Here is a 20,314-nt window from a genome sequence, read left to right on the forward strand (position 1 = left end):
CTATTTCAAACATAATTTTTCAAAGCTTGCTTAGAACCTCAATACTCCTTTTTATTATAGCCAAAGTCCGCCAAGTCCAGCTTCTTGTCCCGCCAGTTTTTCTTGACCTTGACCCAAGTTTCTAGGAAGACCTTGTCCCCCAGCATGAGCTCAATATCGCGCCGAGCCATGGATCCGATTTTCTTCAGCATGGATCCGCCTTTACCAATGATAATGCCTTTTTGACTGTCACGTTCCACCATGATAGTCGCTCGGATATGGACCTTGTCCGTCTCCTCGTCTCGCTTCATGCTATCAACGACCACTGCGACTGAATGGGGGATTTCCTCCCGTGTCAGCATCAACACCTTCTCCCGAATCATCTCAGACACCAGAAAACGCTCCGGATGGTCGGTAATCTGGTCTTCTGGGAAATACTGGAAGCCTTCCTCCAGATTTTCACTGAGGATGTCAATCAGATGGGACACATTATTGCCTTGCAGGGCTGAAATCGGCACGATTTCTTTGAAGTCCATCTGCTGACGGAAATCATCAATTTGCGCTAAAAGCTGATCCGGATGGACTTTATCAATCTTATTAACCACCAAAATAACTGGTACTTTAGCCGCTTTCAGGCGCTCGATAATCATGTCATCGCCCTTGCCACGCGGCTCATCAGCTGGCACCATGAAGAGGACGGTATCCACCTCACGCAGGGTGCTATAGGCCGCTTCAACCATAAAATCACCTAGAGCCGTCTTGGGCTTGTGAATACCCGGCGTATCGATAAAGACAATCTGCTCCTTATCCGTCGTGTAAATCCCCATAATCTTATTGCGTGTGGTCTGAGCCTTATCGCTCATGATGGCAATCTTTTGCCCCATAACATGATTTAAAAAGGTTGATTTCCCAACATTGGGGCGTCCTAAAATAGCTACAAAACCTGATTTAAAAGTCATTATTTTACCTCTTTTATTTCCATTAAAACAGCAGAAAATCGGCAGTCTCCCCCGATTTTCAAGTCTTTAAAAAATCCAATCCCAAATCTTGGGAACAAAAATAATCAGTCCCGTCACAACAGCAAAGCCAGACACAACCAGAACAGCTCCAGCTGCCATATCCTTGGCATTCTTGGCCCGCATAGAAAAGTGGTAATCACTGGCCAGATCTACGACATTTTCAATGGCAGAATTGACAATCTCAAAGGCAATGACCAGAAAAATGCTCAAAAAGAGAAAGAGCCATTCTATCGCGGACAAGTCAAAAATCAGTCCCGCAACTATCACCGCCAGAGCCGAAAGTACATGCTTGCGCAGATTGCGCTCCTCTTTAAAGGCTGTAAAAATACCAGTTAAAGCAAATTCCAGACTCGAGACCACATCTCGATTTTTCCATTTGCGTTTGTTATTTCCTTGTGAGTCCATAAGCAGTTAAAATTTCTTCCTGTAAACCAAACATTTCTGCTTCTTCTTTCGGCGTATAGTGATCATAGCCGTTGATATGCAGAAAACCATGCACTGCCAAAAAGCCCATCTCCCGCTCAAAGCTGTGGCCGTATTCTTCAGCCTGCTCACGCGCCTTGTCCACTGAAATGAACAGCTCGCCGATATAGGCGTCAAAATCCTCCAACATCTCAGCTAGCTCAGGATGGTCCAGCAAATCCTCCTCGTCAACAGCGATGTCCAGCTCAGGCTTATACTCCAAGCTAATCACATCCGTCGGCCGATCCGTATCTCTATATTCCAAGTTGAGTTCATGACTGCGCTCATTGCTGACAAAAGTCACAGCCATTTCCTTCTTTTCCTTGCCCGTTTTCTGGGCAGCAAACTCCAAAATTTCCTGAGTCTGTTTAAGAATCTCTTCCGAAACCTGACCCGTTTCATCTACCATTTCGATATACATACCTTACCCGCTTTGCTAGTATTACCTTATTATATCATATTTTGACTCACTTTAGGGAGCCAAGGGCAGGGTTTTGGAAAATAGCAGAGCAGATTCGTAAATCTCTCACCGCAAAGACAAAAGCTGTTCTTTTTTATTTTGTCCCTTCTCAAAACTTTGCATTCCACGACCAGCTATCGTTGACAAAAAGAAAAGGCTGGGAAAACCCAACCTTGTATTACAAGATGCTAATTGCCGGGATCGAACCGGCGACCTCATCCTTACCATGGATGCGCTCTGCCAACTGAGCTAAATCAGCGTACCTATCTAATATATCATGTAGATAGGTGCTTGTCAATATCCTTTCTCATTTTTTTGCAAAATAATCTTCCCTAGTCAGATAGTAATGCATTCGCGTCACAATGCGGCCTTTCTCATGCTTATCTAGTGATGCGTAAGGCTCTTCATGGGAATATTTCATACCAGACTTGACCATAACTCGGCCAGAAGCTGGATTGTCAACATCGTGCAGCGCCACAAGTTTGTTCATTTCAATTTCCTCAAAAGCCAGCTTGATGACTGCGCGATTGGCCTCTGTCGTATAACCCTGATTCCAGTATTTTTTATTGATTACATAGCCGATAGCCGCTGTTTTCAAGTCCAGCCTAATCTTATGCAGGTCAATAGTCCCGATGAATTTGCCGCTATCTTTCACTTCTATTCCCCAGCGCCCCAAAGGATTGGCCAGATAAAAGAGAGCGATATTATTGCGTGTTTCTTCCAGGCTTTTGTTTGTCTCAAACGTATAGCGAGTATTTTCCTCATCTGAAGCGTACTCAAACATTGCCGGGGCATCTTCCAAGGTCACCGGACGCAGAATCAGCCGCTCAGTTTCCAGTCTGGCATGATGAGCCAGTTTGACATAAATATTTTCCATCATAGCCTCCTATTTTTTCTTAACAGAATAGCACAATTCACTGATGAAAGCAAACCGCTCTGATTTTTCCTTGATTTTTAAAGCGTTTTCATATACAATAAAAACATCTTAAAAAAGGAGCATATTTTTTATGTTAATCGGTATTCCAAAAGAAATCAAAAACAATGAAAATCGTGTCGCTCTGACACCAGCTGGTGTTCACAGCCTCGTTGGTAAAGGCCATGAAGTTCTGATTGAGACAAATGCTGGGCTGGGATCTGGTTTTACAGATGCAGACTACCAAAAGCAAGGTGCAAAAATCGTCCCTACTGCTGCAGAAGCTTGGGCAGCTGAGCTAGTGGTCAAGGTCAAAGAACCTCTGGCAGCTGAATATGGATTCCTCCGCGATGACCTCTTACTCTTTACCTACCTGCACATGGCTGCCGCTCCTGAGCTAGCAGATGCTATGACTAGTGCTAAGACAACTGGTCTGGCCTACGAAACTGTCCGCGATCAAGATGGACAACTGCCACTCTTGGTACCTATGAGTGAGGTCGCTGGACGGATGGCAGTCCAAATCGGAGCCCACTTCCTGACTAAGCGTGAAGGCGGATCTGGCGTACTTCTCGGTGGTGTACCAGGCGTTCCAAAAGGAAAAGTTACCATCATCGGTGGCGGTGTCGTGGGAACTCATGCCGCTCGTATCGCTCTAGGACTGGGTGCTCAAGTGACTATTCTGGATATCAGCGCTAAGCGTCTGTCTGTCCTAGAAGATGTCTTTGGCCATCAAATACAAACCCTCATGTCTAATCCTTTCAATATCGAAGCTAGCGTTCGAGAGGCAGATGTCGTGATCGGTGCCGTCCTCATTCCTGGTGCTAAGGCTCCAAAACTGGTGACAGATGATATGGTTAAGCAAATGCGTCCAGGCTCTGTCATTGTAGACGTAGCCGTTGACCAAGGCGGTGTCATTGAAACAGCCGACCGCGTGACGACTCACACCGAGCCTGTCTATGAAAAACATGGTGTCCTCCACTATGCAGTTGCGAATATCCCTGGTGCCGTAGCCCGCACTTCTACCATCGCCTTGACCAATGTTACCCTTCCTTATGTTGAAGCCTTGGCAGGAAAAGGCTTCAAACAAGCCATTGCAGATGACCAAGGCCTGCGCCAAGGTGTAACGACTTACCAAGGTCATATAACCAGCCAGCCAGTTGCAGAAGGCCTCAACAAGGACTACACATCTATTGACGAACTCGTTTAGTTGATTATTTCAACTTTAAAATTAATCTCACAAAAAGAGCAGAAATAAATCTGCTCTTTTCGTATGCTATTAGATAAAAATCAAAGCTTTCTTTAGTAATACCCCTTTAGCTTTTCCTGATTTTCTTTGAAAAATTCCTCTAGCCATTCCATACCATAGGCATGACTAAAACCTTCTAAAAGAACAGAAAAATCAATCGTATCAAAGCCTAACTTCCTTAGATCCTCAAAGGTCTTGAATGGGGAATGAAAATCTTTGTATTTGATAATAGCTCCGATGTCTTTCAAATCCTGTTCTCTAATGCTGATCATTTTCATCCCTAAAACATATTCAATAGGAACCATTAAAACCGTTAAATGACTAAAAGTATATAAGGTCTCACATAAGTCAACCGCAGGTTGCTTGTTCATACTCGCTACATTATTATTGAGCCAAAGTTCATCATAAGTATTGAGATTAAATTGTCGTCCAACTCTCGCAATAATCTCATTTATTTTTTGGTTTTCTTGATAAAAAGCATCTACATCTTGGGTTGCTCGCAAGCCATGATGTTCCAATACATAGCCCCCAACACAGATAATAGTCAAAGTAAGGTTGGCTTGGGCCAATTCTTGATTTAAGGCTTCAAAAACTGGTTTCATTTTATCCATGCTTGTATTTCTCCATCAGCTCTTGAACATTTGTTAACTTAGCAGGTTTGTTTAAAGAAACCACATACTCATGCGTGGGAGTGTGTTCTTGTAGAGCATATTTCAGACTAACCTTTTGAAAATCTGTCAACTCTTTTGAAAACAACAAACGTTCCACATCTTTGTCAGTCAAATAAGAACTATCTTCAAAAATAACCTTTCTAAGGTAACGAAACCAATGACTGGCGTTAAATCTTGATTGCCTAGAAGCGTTAATCATGTAATCATACCAATCCATCTTCTACCTCTTTTTAAAATTCTATCTTTCCTGATAATCACTTTTAATCATTTTATAAACCTTAAAAATTCTATATCATGGCCGATGTGAACTGATATTTAGTTCTCTTATTCCATTTCTTCTGGCTCAGTTGCAGCCTCTCTAACAGGAGTTGGTTCATAAGCTCGGATAATCTCCGCCACCACTGGATGACGAACGACATCCTTAGCTGAGAAATGCACAAAATCGATCTGGGAGATGTTCTTCAATTTCTCCTGAGCATCAATGAGTCCTGATTTAACATTGCGAGGCAGGTCAATCTGGCTGATGTCTCCATTGACAATCATCTTGGACTGGAAACCGAGGCGTGTCAGAAACATCTTCATCTGCATGATGGTGGTATTCTGTGCCTCGTCCAGAATTACAAAAGCATCATCCAAAGTCCGCCCCCGCATATAGGCTAGGGGAGCAATCTCAATGATTTCTCGCTCCATAAGGCGCGTTGTCTGGTCCTTGCCCAAAATCTGATACAAGGCATCATAGACCGGACGCAGATAAGGATCCACCTTTTCCTTAAGGTCACCAGGCAGAAATCCCAAACTCTCACCAGCTTCCACAGCTGGCCGTGTCAGAATGATTCGCTTAACCTGCCCACGTTTGAGAGCTGTCACCGCCAAAGTCACCGCCAGAAAGGTCTTCCCTGTTCCGGCTGGCCCGATACCAAAGACGATATCGTGATTTTTAACACTGTCCACATAGATTTTCTGACCTAGTGTCTTGACCCGAATCGGCTTGCCATAGCTGTCCTTGATAATCTCTTCTTCGTAAAGAGCTACAAACTTATCAATTTCATCATTTTTGACCATGGTAATGGCTGTCACAACATCGGGTGTGCCAATTGTCATGCCACGATTGACCAAGACCAACAGAGCCTGAATGACCTGTCGTGTCTCCTCGCAGGCAGCTTCTGTACCCAAAATCTGCACAATCTCGGTTCGGGCATGAATGGTGACCTTCAATTCCTGCTCCATTAAGCGCAGATGGCGTTCATTAGAGCCAAAGAGATGAAAGGCATCATCTGGATGGCCCAGTTTCAATTCTACTGAATGTTCCTGCAAACAAAGAACCTCTCTATTTTAAAATTTTTGAATGAATTATCTTTATTATATCAAAGCAAGCAGAAAATGACTATTCCCAGCAATTATCTGCTTAATGAGCCTGATACTCTTCCCAAATCGCATCAAACTCACCCAAGTTAAAGGAAAAATTTGCGTGCTCCTCCAGAAAACGACTGACCTCATCAAAATCATCCGTATGCTTGGGAAAGGCCGTATCCTGAAAAGCCAAGTCCGCCAAAATAGCCTTTGGCTCCTTGCTCTTAGGATTGCGCTCTGTCATCAGCCAGCTGTAAAAAGATTTTCTCATAGGTTCCTTTCTAAATTATAATTATATACCGCGGTAAATTTCTACTAATTTCTGAAGTTTAGCAAGGATTTGCTGCTTCTTCAACTCCCGAGCCCCCTTACGTCGAGAAGTTGGCGGAATAATATCATCTAGATCAGTCCCACCACTTTCCGCATATCCTTTTTGTATCGCTTTATCAATAAATAAACGATAGCCTCCACCAAGATTTTCATCATCAGCTAGTTTTTGAATAGAATCTTCTTTTTCTTTTTTAGCATAATTATAAAAAGAAGTTAAGATAGTTTCATTATCCTGTAATTGAGATAAATCCGTATAATTGATGAAATTCAATACCAACTCTTCCTTGGCACGGATATCAATACTTGAGCGAATCACACGTCTAACTTCAGCCTTCAAATCTTCTTTAGACTCAGATTTCTTCGATTTCTCAACAATCAATGCCAGAATATAATCCAGATTAATCTCATCTGTTTTTAGGAGCTCGATTTCAAACTCAACATCTGAAAGGTCAACATCTAGAACTTTGGTCTTTTCATAGTTTTTAAGGTTTAAGAATTCATCTCGAATTTCCACATAAGCACTCTTCAAATCTTGAAGATAACCTTCTGAAATTGGTTTTTCAATCTCTTGGAATTCATCATAATTTCTGAGAACATTATCAAGCTTCAGCAACTCACCAAAGAGCTTAACAAACTCTTTTTTCTCATGCTCTGTTTCAATCTCTTGTGGATTTGGGAATTTCTCAAGAATTTCCTGACAGACTGCTGTATAGCCTTTTACCTCGATACCTGTTACCTGATCGACAAAACCATCCATGTATTCGCTAAAGCTTTTTTCTAATATGATGTCAAGTTTGTTGGTATCACCGAACGTTTTAATGGCTTCTTGTGTAGCCTTTTCTAAATCACGGAAACAAACAATATTCCCGAAAGGTTTAACCTTATTAAAAATTCGATTGGTTCTCGAGAATGCCTGAATCAAACCATGATAACGTAGGTTTTTGTCTACAAAGAGAGTATTCACAGTTGGAGCATCAAATCCCGTCAAGAACATACCAACTACAATCAGCAAATCCACTTCCTTGGACTTAACTCGTTTAGAAAGATCACGATAGTAATTTTGAAACTCTTTCCCATCGGTTGAGAAATTAGTCTTGAACATATGATTATAGTTATCAATTGCTCTAGAAAGAAATTCTTTAGACGATAGAGGCATGGCTGTATCTTGAGGTTCTAACTCTTCGTCTTGAATTTCGCCATAGGCTAACTGTTCTTCATTTGGCGCGAAGCTAAAGATGGTTGCAATTTTCAAGCGTTTAGCTTCTGGTACTGCTGCCTGTTGTCGCTGGAGTTCTTCATAGTATAATTTTGCTGCTTCAATACTTTGTACAGCTAGCATAGCGTTAAATCCTGCTAGTTGTTTTTGTTTATGAGTATAGTGTTGATTTCGATGCGTCTTGTCATTATAAACTCTCAACAGGTACTCAGTGATGGTCGCTATCCGCTCTGGATGCAAAAGGAGTTCCTTCTCCATCTTTTTGAGTTTCTTCTCATCAATCTCTTGACCAACTGCTTTTTCAGCTTCTCTATACTTATTGATTTCAGGCTTGATGTAGTTGTAATCAACCTTGAACTTCAATACTTTTTTATCTCGAATAGCATCTGTGATAACGTAATTATGAAGTTGTTCGCCAAAAACCTCTTGCGTTGTTTCTCCTGTTAAACTATTTTCTGGGAAAATCGGTGTTCCCGTGAAGCCAAATAAAGCATACTGTTTAAAGGCCTTTTTGATGCGCTTCTGCGCCTTCCCAAACTGGGAGCGGTGACACTCGTCAAAGATTAAGACACATTTTTTGTCATAGATTTGATGATTTGGATTTGCAGTAATGAATTTATTTAACTTTTGAATAGTTGTGACAACGATTCGATCATCATTTTCTTCGATACTGCGTTGAAGTTCTTTTGTATTGTTACTACCATTGACTGAATTTGGCTGAAATTTTTGATACTCCTTCATGGTTTGATAGTCAAGGTCTTTTCTATCTACGACGAATATCACTTTGTCAATGTAGTCCAACTCTGTCGCTAAGCGCGCAGTCTTAAAGCTGGTCAAGGTTTTACCCGACCCTGTCGTATGCCAGATATAGCCACATGCATTAATTGTCCCAAAATTCTTCATTTCATTGGAAGAATGAATCTTGCGCAAGATACTCTCAGTTGCTGCAATCTGATAAGGGCGCATGATAAGCAAGGTATTATCAGCATCAAAAACACAATACTTGGTTAGAACTTCCAAAAGAACTCGCTTGCTTAAGAAGGTAACGGTAAAGTCTTCTAGGTCGTGAATTGTTTTATTCTTGCGGTCTGCCCACTCACAGGTGAACTCATAGTGATTTTTATTTTGAGCTGTCGTATTTGCAAAATAGCGTGTATAAGTCCCATTAGAAATGACAAAAATCTGAATGTATTTGTATAAAGAATTTTCGCTATTAAAGCTTTCCTTGCTATAACGGTGAACCTGATTAAAGGCTTCTTGCAGACTAACCCCTCGTCTCTTCAATTCAATCTGAACGAGAGGAAGACCATTCACTAAAATAGTAACATCATAACGGTTAATATGGCTACCCACTTGCGTCACTTGGTTGATGACCTGCATAGTATTGTTATGAATATTTTTCTTATCAAGGATGAAAATATTTTTAATTCGTCCATCATCAAAGACAAAATCATAGATATAATTCTCTTGTATTTTGCGTGTTTTTTCAACTAGACCTTCATTGGGACAGTCCAAATACTCAACTACAAAACGTTCCCACTCTGCATCTGTAAAGGTCACCTTATTGAGCTTTTCAATTTGAACCTTAGCATTTGCTAAGAGCTCTTCAGGTGTATGGATATCTAGTCGCTCGTAGTTAAGATAATTAACCAAATCAGAAATCAACTGATTTTCTAGATCAGCCTCTGACTGATATTCTCTATCTGTGCGATACTCTGGTTGATACTCAGCCAAGAGAATCCCTTCATTTGTTTCCGCAATTACTTCATGTACTTTTGAATAATCAACCATAGTATGCTTCCTTTTTTATTTTAATTGAGATTTTATCTCAAAATGATTAAAAAACTTATCTAGTAAAGTTTAATAATTGTTCCCGCCAGTATTCATAATGTTTCTGTCTCTGTTCAATCTCTTTAGGGAGACCTTGAGAAAGTGAGTTGGTTAAGGTGTTGAAATTGTCAAGAATGGAGACAATTCTTTCTTGTTCGGAAAGAGATGGGAGGATAAAGCTATACTGCATAATCGCTGCTTTATCTCCACGAGGCATCTTTGAACCTTTTGCATACTGCATATCATAGGAAAAGAAACGATCGTCTGATAAAACATAATAAAGATACTGACTTTCCAAACAAGAAGGAAATAAATTTTGAATAACTAGCACATCTCCATTAGTTCCACCAGATTGATTAGCATACCATATTTTCTTAAGGTATGGTCTAATATTCCCAATCAAAATATCACCTTGGCCATAACCTGTAAAACTTCCTTGCTCAGGTAAATAAGTGGTGACTGTTTTCCCATTTCTATCTTGCAACAAATTATCCACCCCAACATAATTCTCAGAAGTCAATTTCGTAGCCTCTATCCTAGTCTTGCTATAACGTGCCATAGCACCCAACTCCACTTGAATTGGCCCAAACACCCAAGTCAAGAGCCTAATCAGGTCTTGTCTGTACTGTACTGTCAGTGTACTCGCCTTCGGCGGTGAATGTCAAGAGTTTTTCTCTAAAATATTCATACTGTTTTTGACGAAGTTCAGTCTCCTTAGGGAGTCCGATATTCAGGTCGTGACAAACCATGTCGAAGTTATCTAGAACTTGAACAATGCGGGATTGGATTTCGAGAGAGGGAACTGGGATTCTTGTTTTTTCTATATTTCCATTATAAAGCCTACTGATTGTCCCACCATCTGAAACATTCCAAGGATTTATCTGATAAAAATAATATAGGTAGCGATTTAGAACTTGACTCTCATCATGATCAAGCCAAACAATGTTAGAATCTTGAAAATAAGAATCCTCACCATTAAAGACAACTGTTCGACCAATAGTCCCAGACGCTGAAATTAAAATATCTCCCAATTTGGGATAAGAAAACCTTAATTTATAGTCCTCGAATAATTCTCTAGAAATATAAGAAGTTGCAACTCTACCAAATGTCCCAATTTTATAAAAAGGAATCTCACCATCATCCGAAGTTTGATTTTTTAAGATTCTCCTACACATCGAAACTTTACCAATATCCCCCAACGTCTTCCACTCAACCTGATAGACCTCATCCTCAAATGATAAAAGCTTATCTCGATAATAAGAATATTGCTTTTTACGTGAGGTCAATTCTGTGGTCAATTCTGTGGTCAATTCTGTAACATACTCAGTCATTTTGTCAAGTATTTGCACTATTTTTTCTTGAATTTCTAGAGGAGGAACGGGAATTTTTAAATCTAAAACCTTAGACATATCTGGATGCTTTATTCCTGATCCTCTATAAAAACTAGAAATTATTTGTAATTTATTCATTAAATAATAATATAAAAATTTAGTCGATAGTTCAGATGAATTTTTGACCCTGGCAATCCTATTATCACCAGTAATAAATTTCCCCTTATAATATTGAACAACAGGATTTCCTCCCCAAGGAATAGCAATTATTTCTTTCTCATAAAATTCCCAACTCGCTATATATTCGCTGGTCCACAAATCACTGGGACTCGTTGTAAGAATTTTTACATCACCGTTTTCTGATACCATTTGAGATAGTTCTTTAGCTAGCCGATACTCATATTTATCTGTCTCTAATTGCTTATACGTAGGCACACTGTTAAAATTTTTATCCCAAATTGTCACTTCCCACAACTCTTTCCACTCAACGGGACAGTTTTGGATTTCTTCTAGGATATTCATCACTTACCTCCTTCCTTGGCTAGATTTTCAATACTTTTGATTTCCTTGAGATAATCTTTTTCAACTTGACTGAGGGTCTTGGCTTGGTAGCTCTTATACTCCTTATCCACCTTATGCTTCATCTGTTCCCGAGATATAGAGCCACTGTTATCTAGCAAATCTTCACCAGTAGCCTGAAGGATACGATCTACGTGTGTCACCCAGTCAGCCATGGTCATGACTTCTTCTCGCTCTGCCTGTCTTTCAGCAAAATCTAGATATCCTGATACAAGCTGATTGAGCCCACGGAGTTCCTTTTCTGTCAGATAGTTCTTGGCAACTTTTGCTTCAGATAGAGTAGGGAGATCTCCCTTAAAAGTGGTCAAGCCCATAAACTCCTTTTCGCTATCGACACGGTTATAGATGAGCTCACTCGCAGTATTGTGGTGAATGGCATAATGCATCTTGTTTTGCACCGTCGCAAAAAATTTCTTAGCCTCTGGTGAGTTTGCATCGTAGTCACTTGATGTCGCAAAAAGATCCAAGACCTGACGGTAAAAGACTTTTTTACTGGAGCGGATGTCTCGGATTCTTTCAAGGAGTTCTTTAAAGTAAGAGCCTCCGCCCAAGTTTTTCAAGCGCTCATCATCCATAGCGAAGCCCTTAATCAGATACTCTTTCAATACTGTCGAAGCATAGTGTCTGAACTGGATTCCGCGAGGGGATCGTACTCGATAACCAATCGCCAAAATCATATCGAGGTTATAATAGGCAACATTTCGCTGAACACTTCTGCTGCCCTCATTTTGAACTGTCAACTTATAGTTGACAGTTGCCTCTTCCACTAATTCTCCATCATCAAAAATAGCCTTGATATGTTTACTAATGTTTTGCTTGGAAGTTTGAAAGAGCTCAGCTAGTTCTTGTTGGGTCAGCCAGACCGTTCCGTTATCCAAGTGAAGCTCAATAGCGGACTCTCCGTCATCTGTTCTATAGAGAATCACATCATTTACCATGGCTCAGTTCCTCTACAATCTTATCTATCTCTGCACGCAAGTGGTCAATCTTGGTGACAGTCTCTGCGATTTCTTTATTGAGCACATCTATATCAATCTTCTCACGTGTATCTTCTTGTTCGACATAGGTTGAGACAGACAGGTTGTAATCCTGCTCTGAGCCAATCTCCTCATTATCAACAAGAGTTGCTTTATAGTCTACACTTTGATAATTAGTGAACAATTCCACAATATGCTCGATATTGCTATCGGTCAAAACATTGTTATTTGTCTCTTTTTTGAATTCCTTACTCGCATTGATAAAAAGTGTTTTATTTTCAAGCTTGTTTTTCGCCAAAACCAAGATCGTCGTTGCGATAGAAGTCCCAAAGAAGAGATTGTCTGGAAGAGCAATCACTGCTTCAACAAAGTTATTATCTACCAGATACTGACGAATGGTCTTTTCAGCACCTCCACGATAGAAAATTCCTGGGAAACAAACAATAGCAGCTCGACCTTTATTGGACAAATGATTGAGACTATGCATAATAAAGGCAAAGTCAGCTTTTGATTTAGGAGCTAGCTTCCCAGCTGGCGCAAAACGATCATCATTTATCAGAGTTGGATCCCCATCTCCCACCCATTTGACAGAGTAAGGAGGGTTAGAGACGATGGCGTCAAAAGGCTTTTCTTCCAGATGCTGAGGATTTAAAAGGGTATCTCCTCGCTTAATATCAAAGTTATTGTAGTTGATATTGTGCAAGAACATATTCATACGAGCCAAGTTATAGTTGGTCATGTTGATTTCTTGACCAAAGAATCCATCCTCTAGAATATGGTCTTCGTATTGTTTTTTCATCTGTAACAAGAGTGAACCCGACCCACATGTTGGGTCATAGACCTTGTTAATCTTGTCCTTTCCGACCATGACTAGTCGAGCTAATAGTTTAGATACTGTCTGTGGTGTGAAAAATTCACCCCCACTTTTCCCTGCATTACTAGCATAGTTGGAAATCAAATATTCATAAGCATCCCCAAAGGCATCAATATCATTGTCTTCAAAGTTACCAAAGTTAATGCTATTGATACCATTTAGAATATCAGAAAGTCGTTTATTTTTTTCTGGAACAGTTCCACCAAGGATATTGCTTCGTGTATCCAAGTTATCAAACAAGCCTTTGATATCATCCTCTGATTTAAACCCAATCGCTGATTTTTCTATTTCTTGGAAAATGTTAGCCAGTTCAGTATTCAACTCTTGGTTTTGTGAAGCATTTTTTACAACATTTTCAAAAAGTTGGCTTGGAAGTATGAAGAAACCCTTCTCCTCAACTGTTCCAGGACGGAAATCCTCTTCTGCTTCTTCGTCAGTCAGGTTAGCATAACGAAATTCTAAATCACCTGCTTCATGCTCTGCTTTATCAAAATACGCTGACATATTTTCTGAGATAAAGCGATAAAAAAGAATCCCAAGTACATATTGTTTAAAGTCCCAGCCATCAACTGCTCCCCTAACATCATCAGCTATGGACCATATCTTTCTATGTAATTCCGCTCGCTGACTAGCTTCTGTATAATGCGTTACCATACCTATCCCTTCGTTTTCATATTATTATCTAGAGAAAAAATCAAATTCTTTTTAATTGATACAAGAATCGTCATCCTCACACCAACTCCGTTCCAGTCGGGTCCTGCTTGATTTTACCAGCCTTCATCAGCCCACCCAGAGCTTTTTTAAACTGGCCTTTGGAAATGCCAAAGGTAGCCTTGATGTCGTCTGGTGAAGACTTGTCGTTCAAGGTCATAAAGCCGCCATTGCTCTCCAGATAGGTCAGAATCATTTGGGCATCGTTTTCCAGCATTTCAAAGGAGCGAGGCTTAAGCGAGAGATTAAGAGTTCGGTCTACTTCACGGAAGCCAATCACCCGCACGTCCAAGACCTGCCCGAGACGAGGCTCTGCATAACGCTCGCTTGGATGAATGAAGCCCAGCATATTGTTCTCCGGCAGGTAGACAAAAGTGCCAGAAAGCTTGAGCCGATAAACGATGGCTGGCCAGTTTTGGTTTTGCATGTTATTGTAGGCAGGACGAGCCAGACGCTGGAAATCCTCCTGATAAGCCAGTTGACCCCAGATGCGATCTTTCTTGTCCACATCCAGACGGATATAAAGACGGTCACCCTTTTTTGGCCAGAGTTCCTTGATTTCTGGCAAGATGTCCAGTGACACAACGATTTGCTTGTCCGGCAGACCAGTATCGACAAAGACGCCCAAATCCTTGCGGACCTCCGTTACTGTTCCCCAGCCAAACTGGTCTTGAGTAGCTGTAACTTCAAGAGTTGTCAAGCGAAGCTTCTGCTTCATATCGCTGTAGGCAAAGCCTTTGACAGACTGACCCAGCTCATGCGCTCCCTCTTCCTTAGATAGAGCGTAAACCTGACCGTCCTTTTGAACAAAGTAAAAGCGATCATTTTCATCCGTGATGATACCCACGATGAAGCTGGCAAGATTTGTATTCATATAGACCTATTTTCTACCTTGCTTCTTCAAACCGGGCAAGGATTTTTGATGTTAAAACAACTCAGTCAGCCAAAGCCAACTGAGTTTTGATTCTGATAAAAATGTTAGACTTCTAAAAGTTCTTTTTCTTTATTTGCTGTCATTTCATCGATATGTTTGACAGCATCGTCCGTTACTTTTTGAATATCCTTTTCCAAGGTCTTCAATTCATCCTCGGTGATTTCTTTGGCTTTTTCCTGCTTCTTAGCTTCGTCCATAGCATCGCGGCGGATGTTACGGATGGCAACTTTAGCATTTTCACCAACCTTTTTCACTTCTTTAGCCAAATCACGGCGAGTTTCCTCTGTCAGGGCTGGAATGACCAGACGAATCACAGATCCATCGCTGGCTGGCGTAATGCCAAGATCAGAAGCATTAAGCGCACGCTCAATGTCCTTGATAGAAGACTTGTCAAAAGGTGTCACCAAAAGAACACGCGCTTCTGGAATCGTAATCGAAGCGATCTGGTTGAGCGGAGTTTCTACTCCATAGTACTCCACATGGATGCGGTCCAAAAGGCTGGCATTGGCGCGGCCTGCACGGATGCTACCAAATTCACGAGCCAAACTTTGGTGCGAGTGGGTCATTCTTTCTTTTGCTTTTTCTACAATTGCATTTGCCATGAATTTCTAATCTCCATTCTTATAAATTATTTGATACTGTTGTTCCGATTTGCTCACCGATAACAACGCGTTTGATATTGCCCGGCTCATTCATATTAAAGACAACCAAGTCAATGTCATTGTCCATAGACAGGGTTGAAGCCGTTGAGTCCATAATCCGCAGTCCCTTACTGATGACATCTCGGTGGGTCAGTTCATCAAACTTGACAGCGGTCTTGTCCTTCTTAGGATCGGCATTATAGACACCGTCCACGCCATTTTTGGCCATGAGAATCGCATCTGCTTCAATCTCTGCTGATCGCAAGGCAGCGGTTGTATCGGTTGAAAAATAAGGAGATCCAATACCTGCACCGAAAATTACGATACGGCCTTTTTCCAAATGACGAAGGGCTCGACCTCGGATGTAAGGCTCAGCCACCTGCTGCATAGCAATCGCTGTCTGCACGCGCGTATCTACACCTACCTGCTGCAACGAATCCGCCATGACCAGCGCATTCATGACAGTGCCCAACATACCAGTATAGTCGGCCTGCACGCGGTCCATGCCCGCTTCTGCTGCCGGCTCACCCCGCCAGAGGTTTCCGCCTCCAATGACCAGAGCAATCTGAACACCCAAATCGTGAACTTCTTTGATTTCTTCCGCCATTTTCTGAACGGTTTGAATATCAATACCAACACCTTTTTCACCGGCAAGAGCTTCACCTGACAACTTAATCAAAATACGCTTATACTTAGGTTCTACCATTTTTTTACTCCTTATTTTATCTGTACTATTTTACCACATTTTGAAATTTTTATATAGTTAAATCACTGAAATTTTTCTTTTTTCCTTTTTGGGAAATAGCAGAGCAGACAAGCTCATTTCACAGAAAAACCAGCCCCATCATAAGATAGGGCTGGAAAGTGATGATTTCAATCATGCCTTGCAAGATCTGCTTACTATTCGAGAGACCGTTTCTTTTCTCGCTTAGCCAAGATTGGCAGGATGACACCCAGACTGATTAAGACGATTGGGGTCAAAATATTGGTCAAGAGAGAGAATTGCCAGCCAGCAGGGTCTGTAGCATAGTCTACTTTGGGAACCATCCCTAAAATGCAGGCAAAGGCTGTAAAGAGGAAACACCAAGCTCCGATGGCAAAACCAACTTTTGGATTTTTGGTAAACTTGTACTCGGCATCCTTATACTTCTTCCAAGCCTTATTCAACATCATGTAGGCCAGAAATACCCAGAGATAACGCATGGGCATAACAATGGAGTTGAGATTGGTCATCCACTTAACCAGGCCGTCAATTTCTTTGATTCCAAAGATAGGCAGAATAATTAATAAGCTAACCAAAATCCCTGTCAGGATGTAACCGTTAATGAGAACACCTTTTGATGTCCGCTTGCGCAGCCAGCTTGGGACAAACTCTTCATCAGCATTATTGAGCATGATTTGCAGAGGCGCGTCAATAGAGAAGGCCAGTGCGGCAATCTGTCCGACCATATTAGTCAAAGCATAGATGACTACTAGAACATTTCCCACTCCCCAGTAATTGCCCAACTTTTGGAAGGCTTGGTAAGCGCCGTTTCGCATCAGGTCTTCAGGAATATTGCTGCCATCAAAAAGCATGCCCATAGCCAGAGAGCCTAGGATAGCAGATGCACCAACCATGACTGCCATGACAATCATCCCCTTTGGAAATTCCTTAGCTGGATTGCGTGTTTGATTAACGTAAGGCGATATTTTCTCAGCCCCGCCGACCGCAAAGACTAAGAGGGAGATAGTCGTGAAATAAGAAAAATCAAAGTTGGGAATGTAAGTGCCGAGCTTATCCATATTGGCCGTCGCAAACTGCATGTCAGGCTTGATAAAAGGCGCCCCGACCGCTAAGAGAACGAAGAGGAAGGACATAATCAGCATGGCACTGCCAGCTAGCCCCCCAATCACCTTGAGAGTTGACAGTCCCTTGGTAGACAAGTAGAGAAAGGCACCGAAAATCAGCAAGCTAAGTATAACAATCCAGTGAATATCAAGACTGCTCAAAAAGTCACCATTTCCCTGAATAGCCCAGCCCAGCGGAATCAAAACTCCCTGTGGCTTTTGAGCCAGATAAGGAATATGCACCACCCAGTAAGTCCAGGCCGCAAAATAAGCCAGCCGCTTGGTAGAGGTTTTCTCCACCCAGTCACTGACACCGCCTCCGCTCTCCTTGAAAGTCGAGCCTAGCTGCCCCACGATGAGGGCGTAGGGAATAAAGTAAATAGCTAGGATAAGAATCCAAGAAACAATTACCGAAATACCCTGCTGGGAGTAGTTATTAACCACATTGCCCAGACCCCAGACCATATTAAAAGCAATCAGAGATACCATCAGCCAGGTTAGCTGGTTCTGATCTTTTTTCATGACACTGTCTCCTTTTGTTATAAAATAAATTGATTCGATATTATTATAACATGTTTCTATGAGTTTGTAACCGCTATCATAGATTTTATTTCAAAAAAAGAACTACCCGAAGGCAGTTCAATTAATTCTTAAAGTGAGTTTACGTCAACCTTGATACCAACACCTTGTGTAGTAGTGATAGTCAGGTTGGTTACGTAAGTACCTTTAGCAGTAGCTGGTTTTGCTTTTTGGATTGTGTCGTTGAAAGCTTTGAAGTTTTCAACCAACTTGTCAGCTTCAAATGAAACTTTACCAATGATAGCTTGTACGTTACCTGCACGGTCTGCACGGTAAGTAATCTTACCACCTTTAGACTCTTCAACTGCTTTAGCAACGTCCATTGTTACAGTACCAGTCTTAGGGTTTGGCATCAAGTTACGAGGTCCAAGGACACGTCCAAGGCGACCTACAAGTGCCATCATGTCAGGTGTAGCGATTACTACGTCAAAGTCCAACCAACCGTCGTTGATTTTTGCAACGAGGTCATCTTCACCAACGAAGTCTGCACCAGCAGCTTTCGCTTCTTCTGCTTTAGCACCACGTGCGAAAACAAGAACGCGTGAAGTTTTACCAGTTCCGTTTGGCAATACCATTGCGCCACGGATTTGTTGGTCAGCTTTTTTAACATCAATGTTCAAGTTGTAAGCAACTTCTACAGTTGCATCGAATTTTGCAAAGTTAGTTTCTTTTGCAAGTGCTACAGCTTCTTCTACGCTGTATGCTTTTGTGCTGTCGATTTTTTCAAGAGCAGCACGAAGTTGTTTGCTTTTTTTAGCCATTTTATCTTTCTCCTTGTAAGTGGTTCAATCGATTTTCATCTCCCACGTCACTCGTCAATCTGATCAAGTGTAGTGCGGGCAAATGGGATGAGCGTTATTGATTAGTCAACAACAGTGAATCCCATAGAACGAGCAGTACCTTCAATCATACGCATTGCAGACTCGATGTTTGCAGCGTTCAAATCTGGCATCTTAGTTTCAGCAATTTCTTGTACTTGCGCACGAGTAACTGTTGCAACTTTCGTTTTGTTTGGCTCACCTGAACCTTTTTCAACACCTGCAGCCTTCTTCAAAAGAACGGCAGCTGGCGGAGTCTTAGTCACGAAAGTGAATGATTTGTCTTCGTAAACTGAGATAACAACTGGAATAATCATACCAGCTTGATCAGCTGTACGAGCGTTGAACTCCTTAGTGAATCCCATGATGTTGATACCGGCTTGACCAAGCGCAGGACCAACTGGTGGAGCTGGAGTAGCTTTACCAGCAGGGATTTGCAATTTTACAAGTTTTTCGACTTTTTTAGCCATTTTTAAATCCTCCTTTGTGGTTTTGGCGGTAAATAAAGATTTTTACCTCCCACAAGTATGCTTTTCGCATACCTTTCTATTATACACTAAACTTTGTTAAATGCAAGGAATTTTATCTTCTTTTTTGAATTTTTTGTGGTAAAATAATCTTATGACACTATTAAAGATTGCTTCGATTTTATTTATCTTTTTAACTTTGATTTTAACCACTATTACAGTGCGAGTTTTTCAATTAAGAAAATACGGTTTAAACTTTGCGGACTTGGCTTTTCCGCTTTTTGTTGTGGAATTTTATATCATTTCAGACAAGGCCTACTATCATAGCTTGCTGCCCCAGCTGACCCTAGCTCTCTCAGTTCTTGCTATCGCTATCACCATTTATTTTCTCAAGAAAAAACGAAGCTTCTACTATCCTAAGTTCTTTAAGTTCTTCTGGCGTGCTGGATTTCTTTTGACCTTCTTCATGTACCTAGCCATGGTCATCGGTCTCTTTTTATGACATTGTAAAAAACATCCCATCGGTAATGAATGCCGATGGGGTTTTTCGTATTCGAAAATAGCAAATTACTTTCTTACTTTTCTCTGGAGATTAGATAAATATACTGTTTCTCACAGTCTCATTCATGAATTTCCAGAGGCAGGCCATCCGGATCAAAGAAGAAAGCCATCTTACGCCCGTCAAAGTCGTCATAACGCAGCTCGGTATGGGGAATCTCCAAACGGTCAAATTCCTCAAGCGTTTCTTCGACATTTGTCACTCGGAAGGCCAGATGCCGCAGGCCAGTATGCTCTGGAGCAGGCAAGGCTGGTCGCTTGGGAGCTTCTTCCTTGATAAAAATTTCCAGAGTCAGATTTCCCTTGCGGACATTAAAGAGAATATCCTGTTTGTCTGGTCGGTGGTGCTCATCCAGCATATCAAAGCCCAGCTTGTCCACATAAAACTCCCTGGTCTTGACATAATCATGACCGATGATAGCTATATGGTGAATGGTGTCTAGTTTCATACCTTCTTTTCCTTCCCTTGGCAATGTGTAAGTAGAGAAAATCTGCCGGCTGACTGCTGGCAGATTTGTTTTTATCAAATGATTATCTTGCTA

The 20,314-nt window shown here is 41.4% G+C and carries 22 protein-coding genes and 1 tRNA gene; 2 read left to right on the forward strand and 21 right to left on the reverse strand.

The features are described 5' to 3' along the window. Positions 1–38 precede the first annotated feature (38 nt). The 5 genes from era to K1J09_RS02565 form a co-directional block, all read right to left on the reverse strand. Entirely contained in the window at positions 39–938 is a 900-nt protein-coding gene (era, locus tag K1J09_RS02545; RefSeq protein WP_002894867.1) for a GTPase Era, read from the reverse strand. Between the two features lie 66 nt (positions 939–1,004). Beyond that, entirely contained in the window at positions 1,005–1,403 is a 399-nt protein-coding gene (locus tag K1J09_RS02550) for a diacylglycerol kinase family protein (protein WP_002894866.1), read from the reverse strand. Beyond that, positions 1,384–1,881: an rRNA maturation RNase YbeY gene (ybeY, locus tag K1J09_RS02555; protein ID WP_223322408.1), complete on the reverse strand. Its 498-nt coding sequence runs from the start codon at positions 1,879–1,881 to the stop codon at positions 1,384–1,386. The genes K1J09_RS02550 and ybeY overlap by 20 nt, the downstream gene beginning before the upstream one ends. Positions 1,882–2,106: 225 nt before the next feature. After that, positions 2,107–2,179 (reverse strand) — tRNA-Thr (locus tag K1J09_RS02560). A 48-nt stretch (positions 2,180–2,227) separates the two neighbouring features. Beyond that, positions 2,228–2,797, reverse strand: coding sequence for a GNAT family N-acetyltransferase (locus tag K1J09_RS02565; protein WP_223322407.1), 570 nt, complete (start codon positions 2,795–2,797; stop codon positions 2,228–2,230). A 130-nt stretch (positions 2,798–2,927) separates the two neighbouring features. On the opposite strand from K1J09_RS02565, the gene ald reads away from it, so the two are divergent. Continuing rightward, complete coding sequence (gene ald / locus K1J09_RS02570; protein WP_223322406.1) at positions 2,928–4,040, forward strand: alanine dehydrogenase; 1,113 nt, start codon at positions 2,928–2,930, stop codon at positions 4,038–4,040. Between the two features lie 92 nt (positions 4,041–4,132). Here the strand turns inward: ald and K1J09_RS02575 are convergent, their stop codons facing one another. The 15 genes from K1J09_RS02575 to rplK all read right to left on the reverse strand — a co-directional run bounded on the left by K1J09_RS02575 (position 4,133) and on the right by rplK (position 19,217). After that, positions 4,133–4,690, reverse strand: a complete 558-nt coding sequence (locus K1J09_RS02575; protein ID WP_223322405.1) for a DUF6036 family nucleotidyltransferase — start codon at positions 4,688–4,690, stop codon at positions 4,133–4,135. Continuing rightward, positions 4,683–4,967 carry a hypothetical protein gene (locus K1J09_RS02580; RefSeq protein WP_223322404.1) on the reverse strand — a complete coding sequence of 95 codons (285 nt, stop codon included), beginning with the start codon at positions 4,965–4,967 and terminating at the stop codon, positions 4,683–4,685. Before K1J09_RS02580 ends, K1J09_RS02575 begins: the two co-directional genes overlap by 8 nt. Positions 4,968–5,074: 107 nt before the next feature. Then, the gene (locus K1J09_RS02585) at positions 5,075–6,064 is read right to left on the reverse strand and encodes a PhoH family protein (protein ID WP_223322403.1); all 990 of its coding nucleotides are present in this window, start codon (positions 6,062–6,064) and stop codon (positions 5,075–5,077) included. Between the two features lie 91 nt (positions 6,065–6,155). Continuing rightward, positions 6,156–6,371 carry a YozE family protein gene (locus tag K1J09_RS02590; RefSeq protein WP_002894860.1) on the reverse strand — a complete coding sequence of 72 codons (216 nt, stop codon included), beginning with the start codon at positions 6,369–6,371 and terminating at the stop codon, positions 6,156–6,158. 21 nt (positions 6,372–6,392) lie between these two features. Next, positions 6,393–9,437, reverse strand: coding sequence for a type I restriction endonuclease subunit R (locus tag K1J09_RS02595; RefSeq protein ID WP_223322402.1), 3,045 nt, complete (start codon positions 9,435–9,437; stop codon positions 6,393–6,395). A 55-nt stretch (positions 9,438–9,492) separates the two neighbouring features. Beyond that, positions 9,493–10,035: a restriction endonuclease subunit S gene (locus K1J09_RS02600; RefSeq protein WP_223322401.1), complete on the reverse strand. Its 543-nt coding sequence runs from the start codon at positions 10,033–10,035 to the stop codon at positions 9,493–9,495. A 46-nt stretch (positions 10,036–10,081) separates the two neighbouring features. Continuing rightward, on the reverse strand, positions 10,082–11,329 hold the full coding sequence (locus tag K1J09_RS02605) for a restriction endonuclease subunit S (RefSeq protein ID WP_223322400.1): 1,248 nt from the start codon (positions 11,327–11,329) through the stop codon (positions 10,082–10,084). Beyond that, positions 11,329–12,324 carry a virulence RhuM family protein gene (locus tag K1J09_RS02610; protein WP_223322399.1) on the reverse strand — a complete coding sequence of 332 codons (996 nt, stop codon included), beginning with the start codon at positions 12,322–12,324 and terminating at the stop codon, positions 11,329–11,331. The genes K1J09_RS02605 and K1J09_RS02610 overlap by 1 nt, the downstream gene beginning before the upstream one ends. Beyond that, the gene (locus K1J09_RS02615) at positions 12,314–13,891 is read right to left on the reverse strand and encodes a type I restriction-modification system subunit M (protein WP_223322398.1); all 1,578 of its coding nucleotides are present in this window, start codon (positions 13,889–13,891) and stop codon (positions 12,314–12,316) included. Before K1J09_RS02615 ends, K1J09_RS02610 begins: the two co-directional genes overlap by 11 nt. Before the next feature lie 76 nt (positions 13,892–13,967). Then, positions 13,968–14,822: an RNA-binding virulence regulatory protein CvfB gene (gene cvfB, locus K1J09_RS02620; RefSeq protein ID WP_223322397.1), complete on the reverse strand. Its 855-nt coding sequence runs from the start codon at positions 14,820–14,822 to the stop codon at positions 13,968–13,970. A 104-nt stretch (positions 14,823–14,926) separates the two neighbouring features. Continuing rightward, entirely contained in the window at positions 14,927–15,484 is a 558-nt protein-coding gene (gene frr, locus K1J09_RS02625; protein WP_002894858.1) for a ribosome recycling factor, read from the reverse strand. A gap of 19 nt (positions 15,485–15,503) precedes the next feature. Beyond that, positions 15,504–16,229: a UMP kinase gene (pyrH, locus tag K1J09_RS02630; protein WP_002894857.1), complete on the reverse strand. Its 726-nt coding sequence runs from the start codon at positions 16,227–16,229 to the stop codon at positions 15,504–15,506. Between the two features lie 194 nt (positions 16,230–16,423). Then, a complete protein-coding gene (locus tag K1J09_RS02635; RefSeq protein WP_223322396.1) occupies positions 16,424–17,872 on the reverse strand; it encodes an APC family permease in 1,449 nt (482 codons plus the stop codon). A 128-nt stretch (positions 17,873–18,000) separates the two neighbouring features. Continuing rightward, entirely contained in the window at positions 18,001–18,690 is a 690-nt protein-coding gene (gene rplA / locus K1J09_RS02640; protein ID WP_002894855.1) for a 50S ribosomal protein L1, read from the reverse strand. Positions 18,691–18,791: 101 nt separating this feature from the next. Then, on the reverse strand, positions 18,792–19,217 hold the full coding sequence (gene rplK, locus K1J09_RS02645; RefSeq protein WP_002894851.1) for a 50S ribosomal protein L11: 426 nt from the start codon (positions 19,215–19,217) through the stop codon (positions 18,792–18,794). 151 nt (positions 19,218–19,368) lie between these two features. On the opposite strand from rplK, the gene K1J09_RS02650 reads away from it, so the two are divergent. Next, positions 19,369–19,716 carry a DUF3397 domain-containing protein gene (locus tag K1J09_RS02650; protein WP_002897148.1) on the forward strand — a complete coding sequence of 116 codons (348 nt, stop codon included), beginning with the start codon at positions 19,369–19,371 and terminating at the stop codon, positions 19,714–19,716. A gap of 118 nt (positions 19,717–19,834) precedes the next feature. Here the strand turns inward: K1J09_RS02650 and gloA2 are convergent, their stop codons facing one another. Beyond that, positions 19,835–20,221, reverse strand: a complete 387-nt coding sequence (gene gloA2, locus K1J09_RS02655; protein WP_223322795.1) for an SMU1112c/YaeR family gloxylase I-like metalloprotein — start codon at positions 20,219–20,221, stop codon at positions 19,835–19,837. Positions 20,222–20,314: the final 93 nt, after the last annotated feature.

Source organism: Streptococcus sanguinis (genome assembly GCF_019928825.1).
Taxonomy (GTDB): domain Bacteria; phylum Bacillota; class Bacilli; order Lactobacillales; family Streptococcaceae; genus Streptococcus; species Streptococcus sanguinis_L.

What these genes read in the sequence shown, in the direction of transcription:
- K1J09_RS02650 (WP_002897148.1), top strand. Translation starts at nt 19,369, where the DNA reads ATGACACTATTAAAGATTGCTTCGATTTTATTTATCTTTTTAACTTTG.
- era (WP_002894867.1), bottom strand. Translation starts at nt 938, where the DNA reads ATGACTTTTAAATCAGGTTTTGTAGCTATTTTAGGACGCCCCAATGTT.
- K1J09_RS02605 (WP_223322400.1), bottom strand. Translation starts at nt 11,329, where the DNA reads ATGAATATCCTAGAAGAAATCCAAAACTGTCCCGTTGAGTGGAAAGAG.
- K1J09_RS02590 (WP_002894860.1), bottom strand. Translation starts at nt 6,371, where the DNA reads ATGAGAAAATCTTTTTACAGCTGGCTGATGACAGAGCGCAATCCTAAG.
- K1J09_RS02550 (WP_002894866.1), bottom strand. Translation starts at nt 1,403, where the DNA reads ATGGACTCACAAGGAAATAACAAACGCAAATGGAAAAATCGAGATGTG.
- K1J09_RS02615 (WP_223322398.1), bottom strand. Translation starts at nt 13,891, where the DNA reads ATGGTAACGCATTATACAGAAGCTAGTCAGCGAGCGGAATTACATAGA.
- rplA (WP_002894855.1), bottom strand. Translation starts at nt 18,690, where the DNA reads ATGGCTAAAAAAAGCAAACAACTTCGTGCTGCTCTTGAAAAAATCGAC.
- frr (WP_002894858.1), bottom strand. Translation starts at nt 15,484, where the DNA reads ATGGCAAATGCAATTGTAGAAAAAGCAAAAGAAAGAATGACCCACTCG.
- K1J09_RS02600 (WP_223322401.1), bottom strand. Translation starts at nt 10,035, where the DNA reads ATGGCACGTTATAGCAAGACTAGGATAGAGGCTACGAAATTGACTTCT.
- K1J09_RS02635 (WP_223322396.1), bottom strand. Translation starts at nt 17,872, where the DNA reads ATGAAAAAAGATCAGAACCAGCTAACCTGGCTGATGGTATCTCTGATT.
- gloA2 (WP_223322795.1), bottom strand. Translation starts at nt 20,221, where the DNA reads ATGAAACTAGACACCATTCACCATATAGCTATCATCGGTCATGATTAT.
- ald (WP_223322406.1), top strand. Translation starts at nt 2,928, where the DNA reads ATGTTAATCGGTATTCCAAAAGAAATCAAAAACAATGAAAATCGTGTC.
- K1J09_RS02580 (WP_223322404.1), bottom strand. Translation starts at nt 4,967, where the DNA reads ATGGATTGGTATGATTACATGATTAACGCTTCTAGGCAATCAAGATTT.
- K1J09_RS02565 (WP_223322407.1), bottom strand. Translation starts at nt 2,797, where the DNA reads ATGGAAAATATTTATGTCAAACTGGCTCATCATGCCAGACTGGAAACT.
- pyrH (WP_002894857.1), bottom strand. Translation starts at nt 16,229, where the DNA reads ATGGTAGAACCTAAGTATAAGCGTATTTTGATTAAGTTGTCAGGTGAA.
- rplK (WP_002894851.1), bottom strand. Translation starts at nt 19,217, where the DNA reads ATGGCTAAAAAAGTCGAAAAACTTGTAAAATTGCAAATCCCTGCTGGT.
- K1J09_RS02575 (WP_223322405.1), bottom strand. Translation starts at nt 4,690, where the DNA reads ATGGATAAAATGAAACCAGTTTTTGAAGCCTTAAATCAAGAATTGGCC.
- K1J09_RS02610 (WP_223322399.1), bottom strand. Translation starts at nt 12,324, where the DNA reads ATGGTAAATGATGTGATTCTCTATAGAACAGATGACGGAGAGTCCGCT.
- cvfB (WP_223322397.1), bottom strand. Translation starts at nt 14,822, where the DNA reads ATGAATACAAATCTTGCCAGCTTCATCGTGGGTATCATCACGGATGAA.
- ybeY (WP_223322408.1), bottom strand. Translation starts at nt 1,881, where the DNA reads ATGTATATCGAAATGGTAGATGAAACGGGTCAGGTTTCGGAAGAGATT.
- K1J09_RS02595 (WP_223322402.1), bottom strand. Translation starts at nt 9,437, where the DNA reads ATGGTTGATTATTCAAAAGTACATGAAGTAATTGCGGAAACAAATGAA.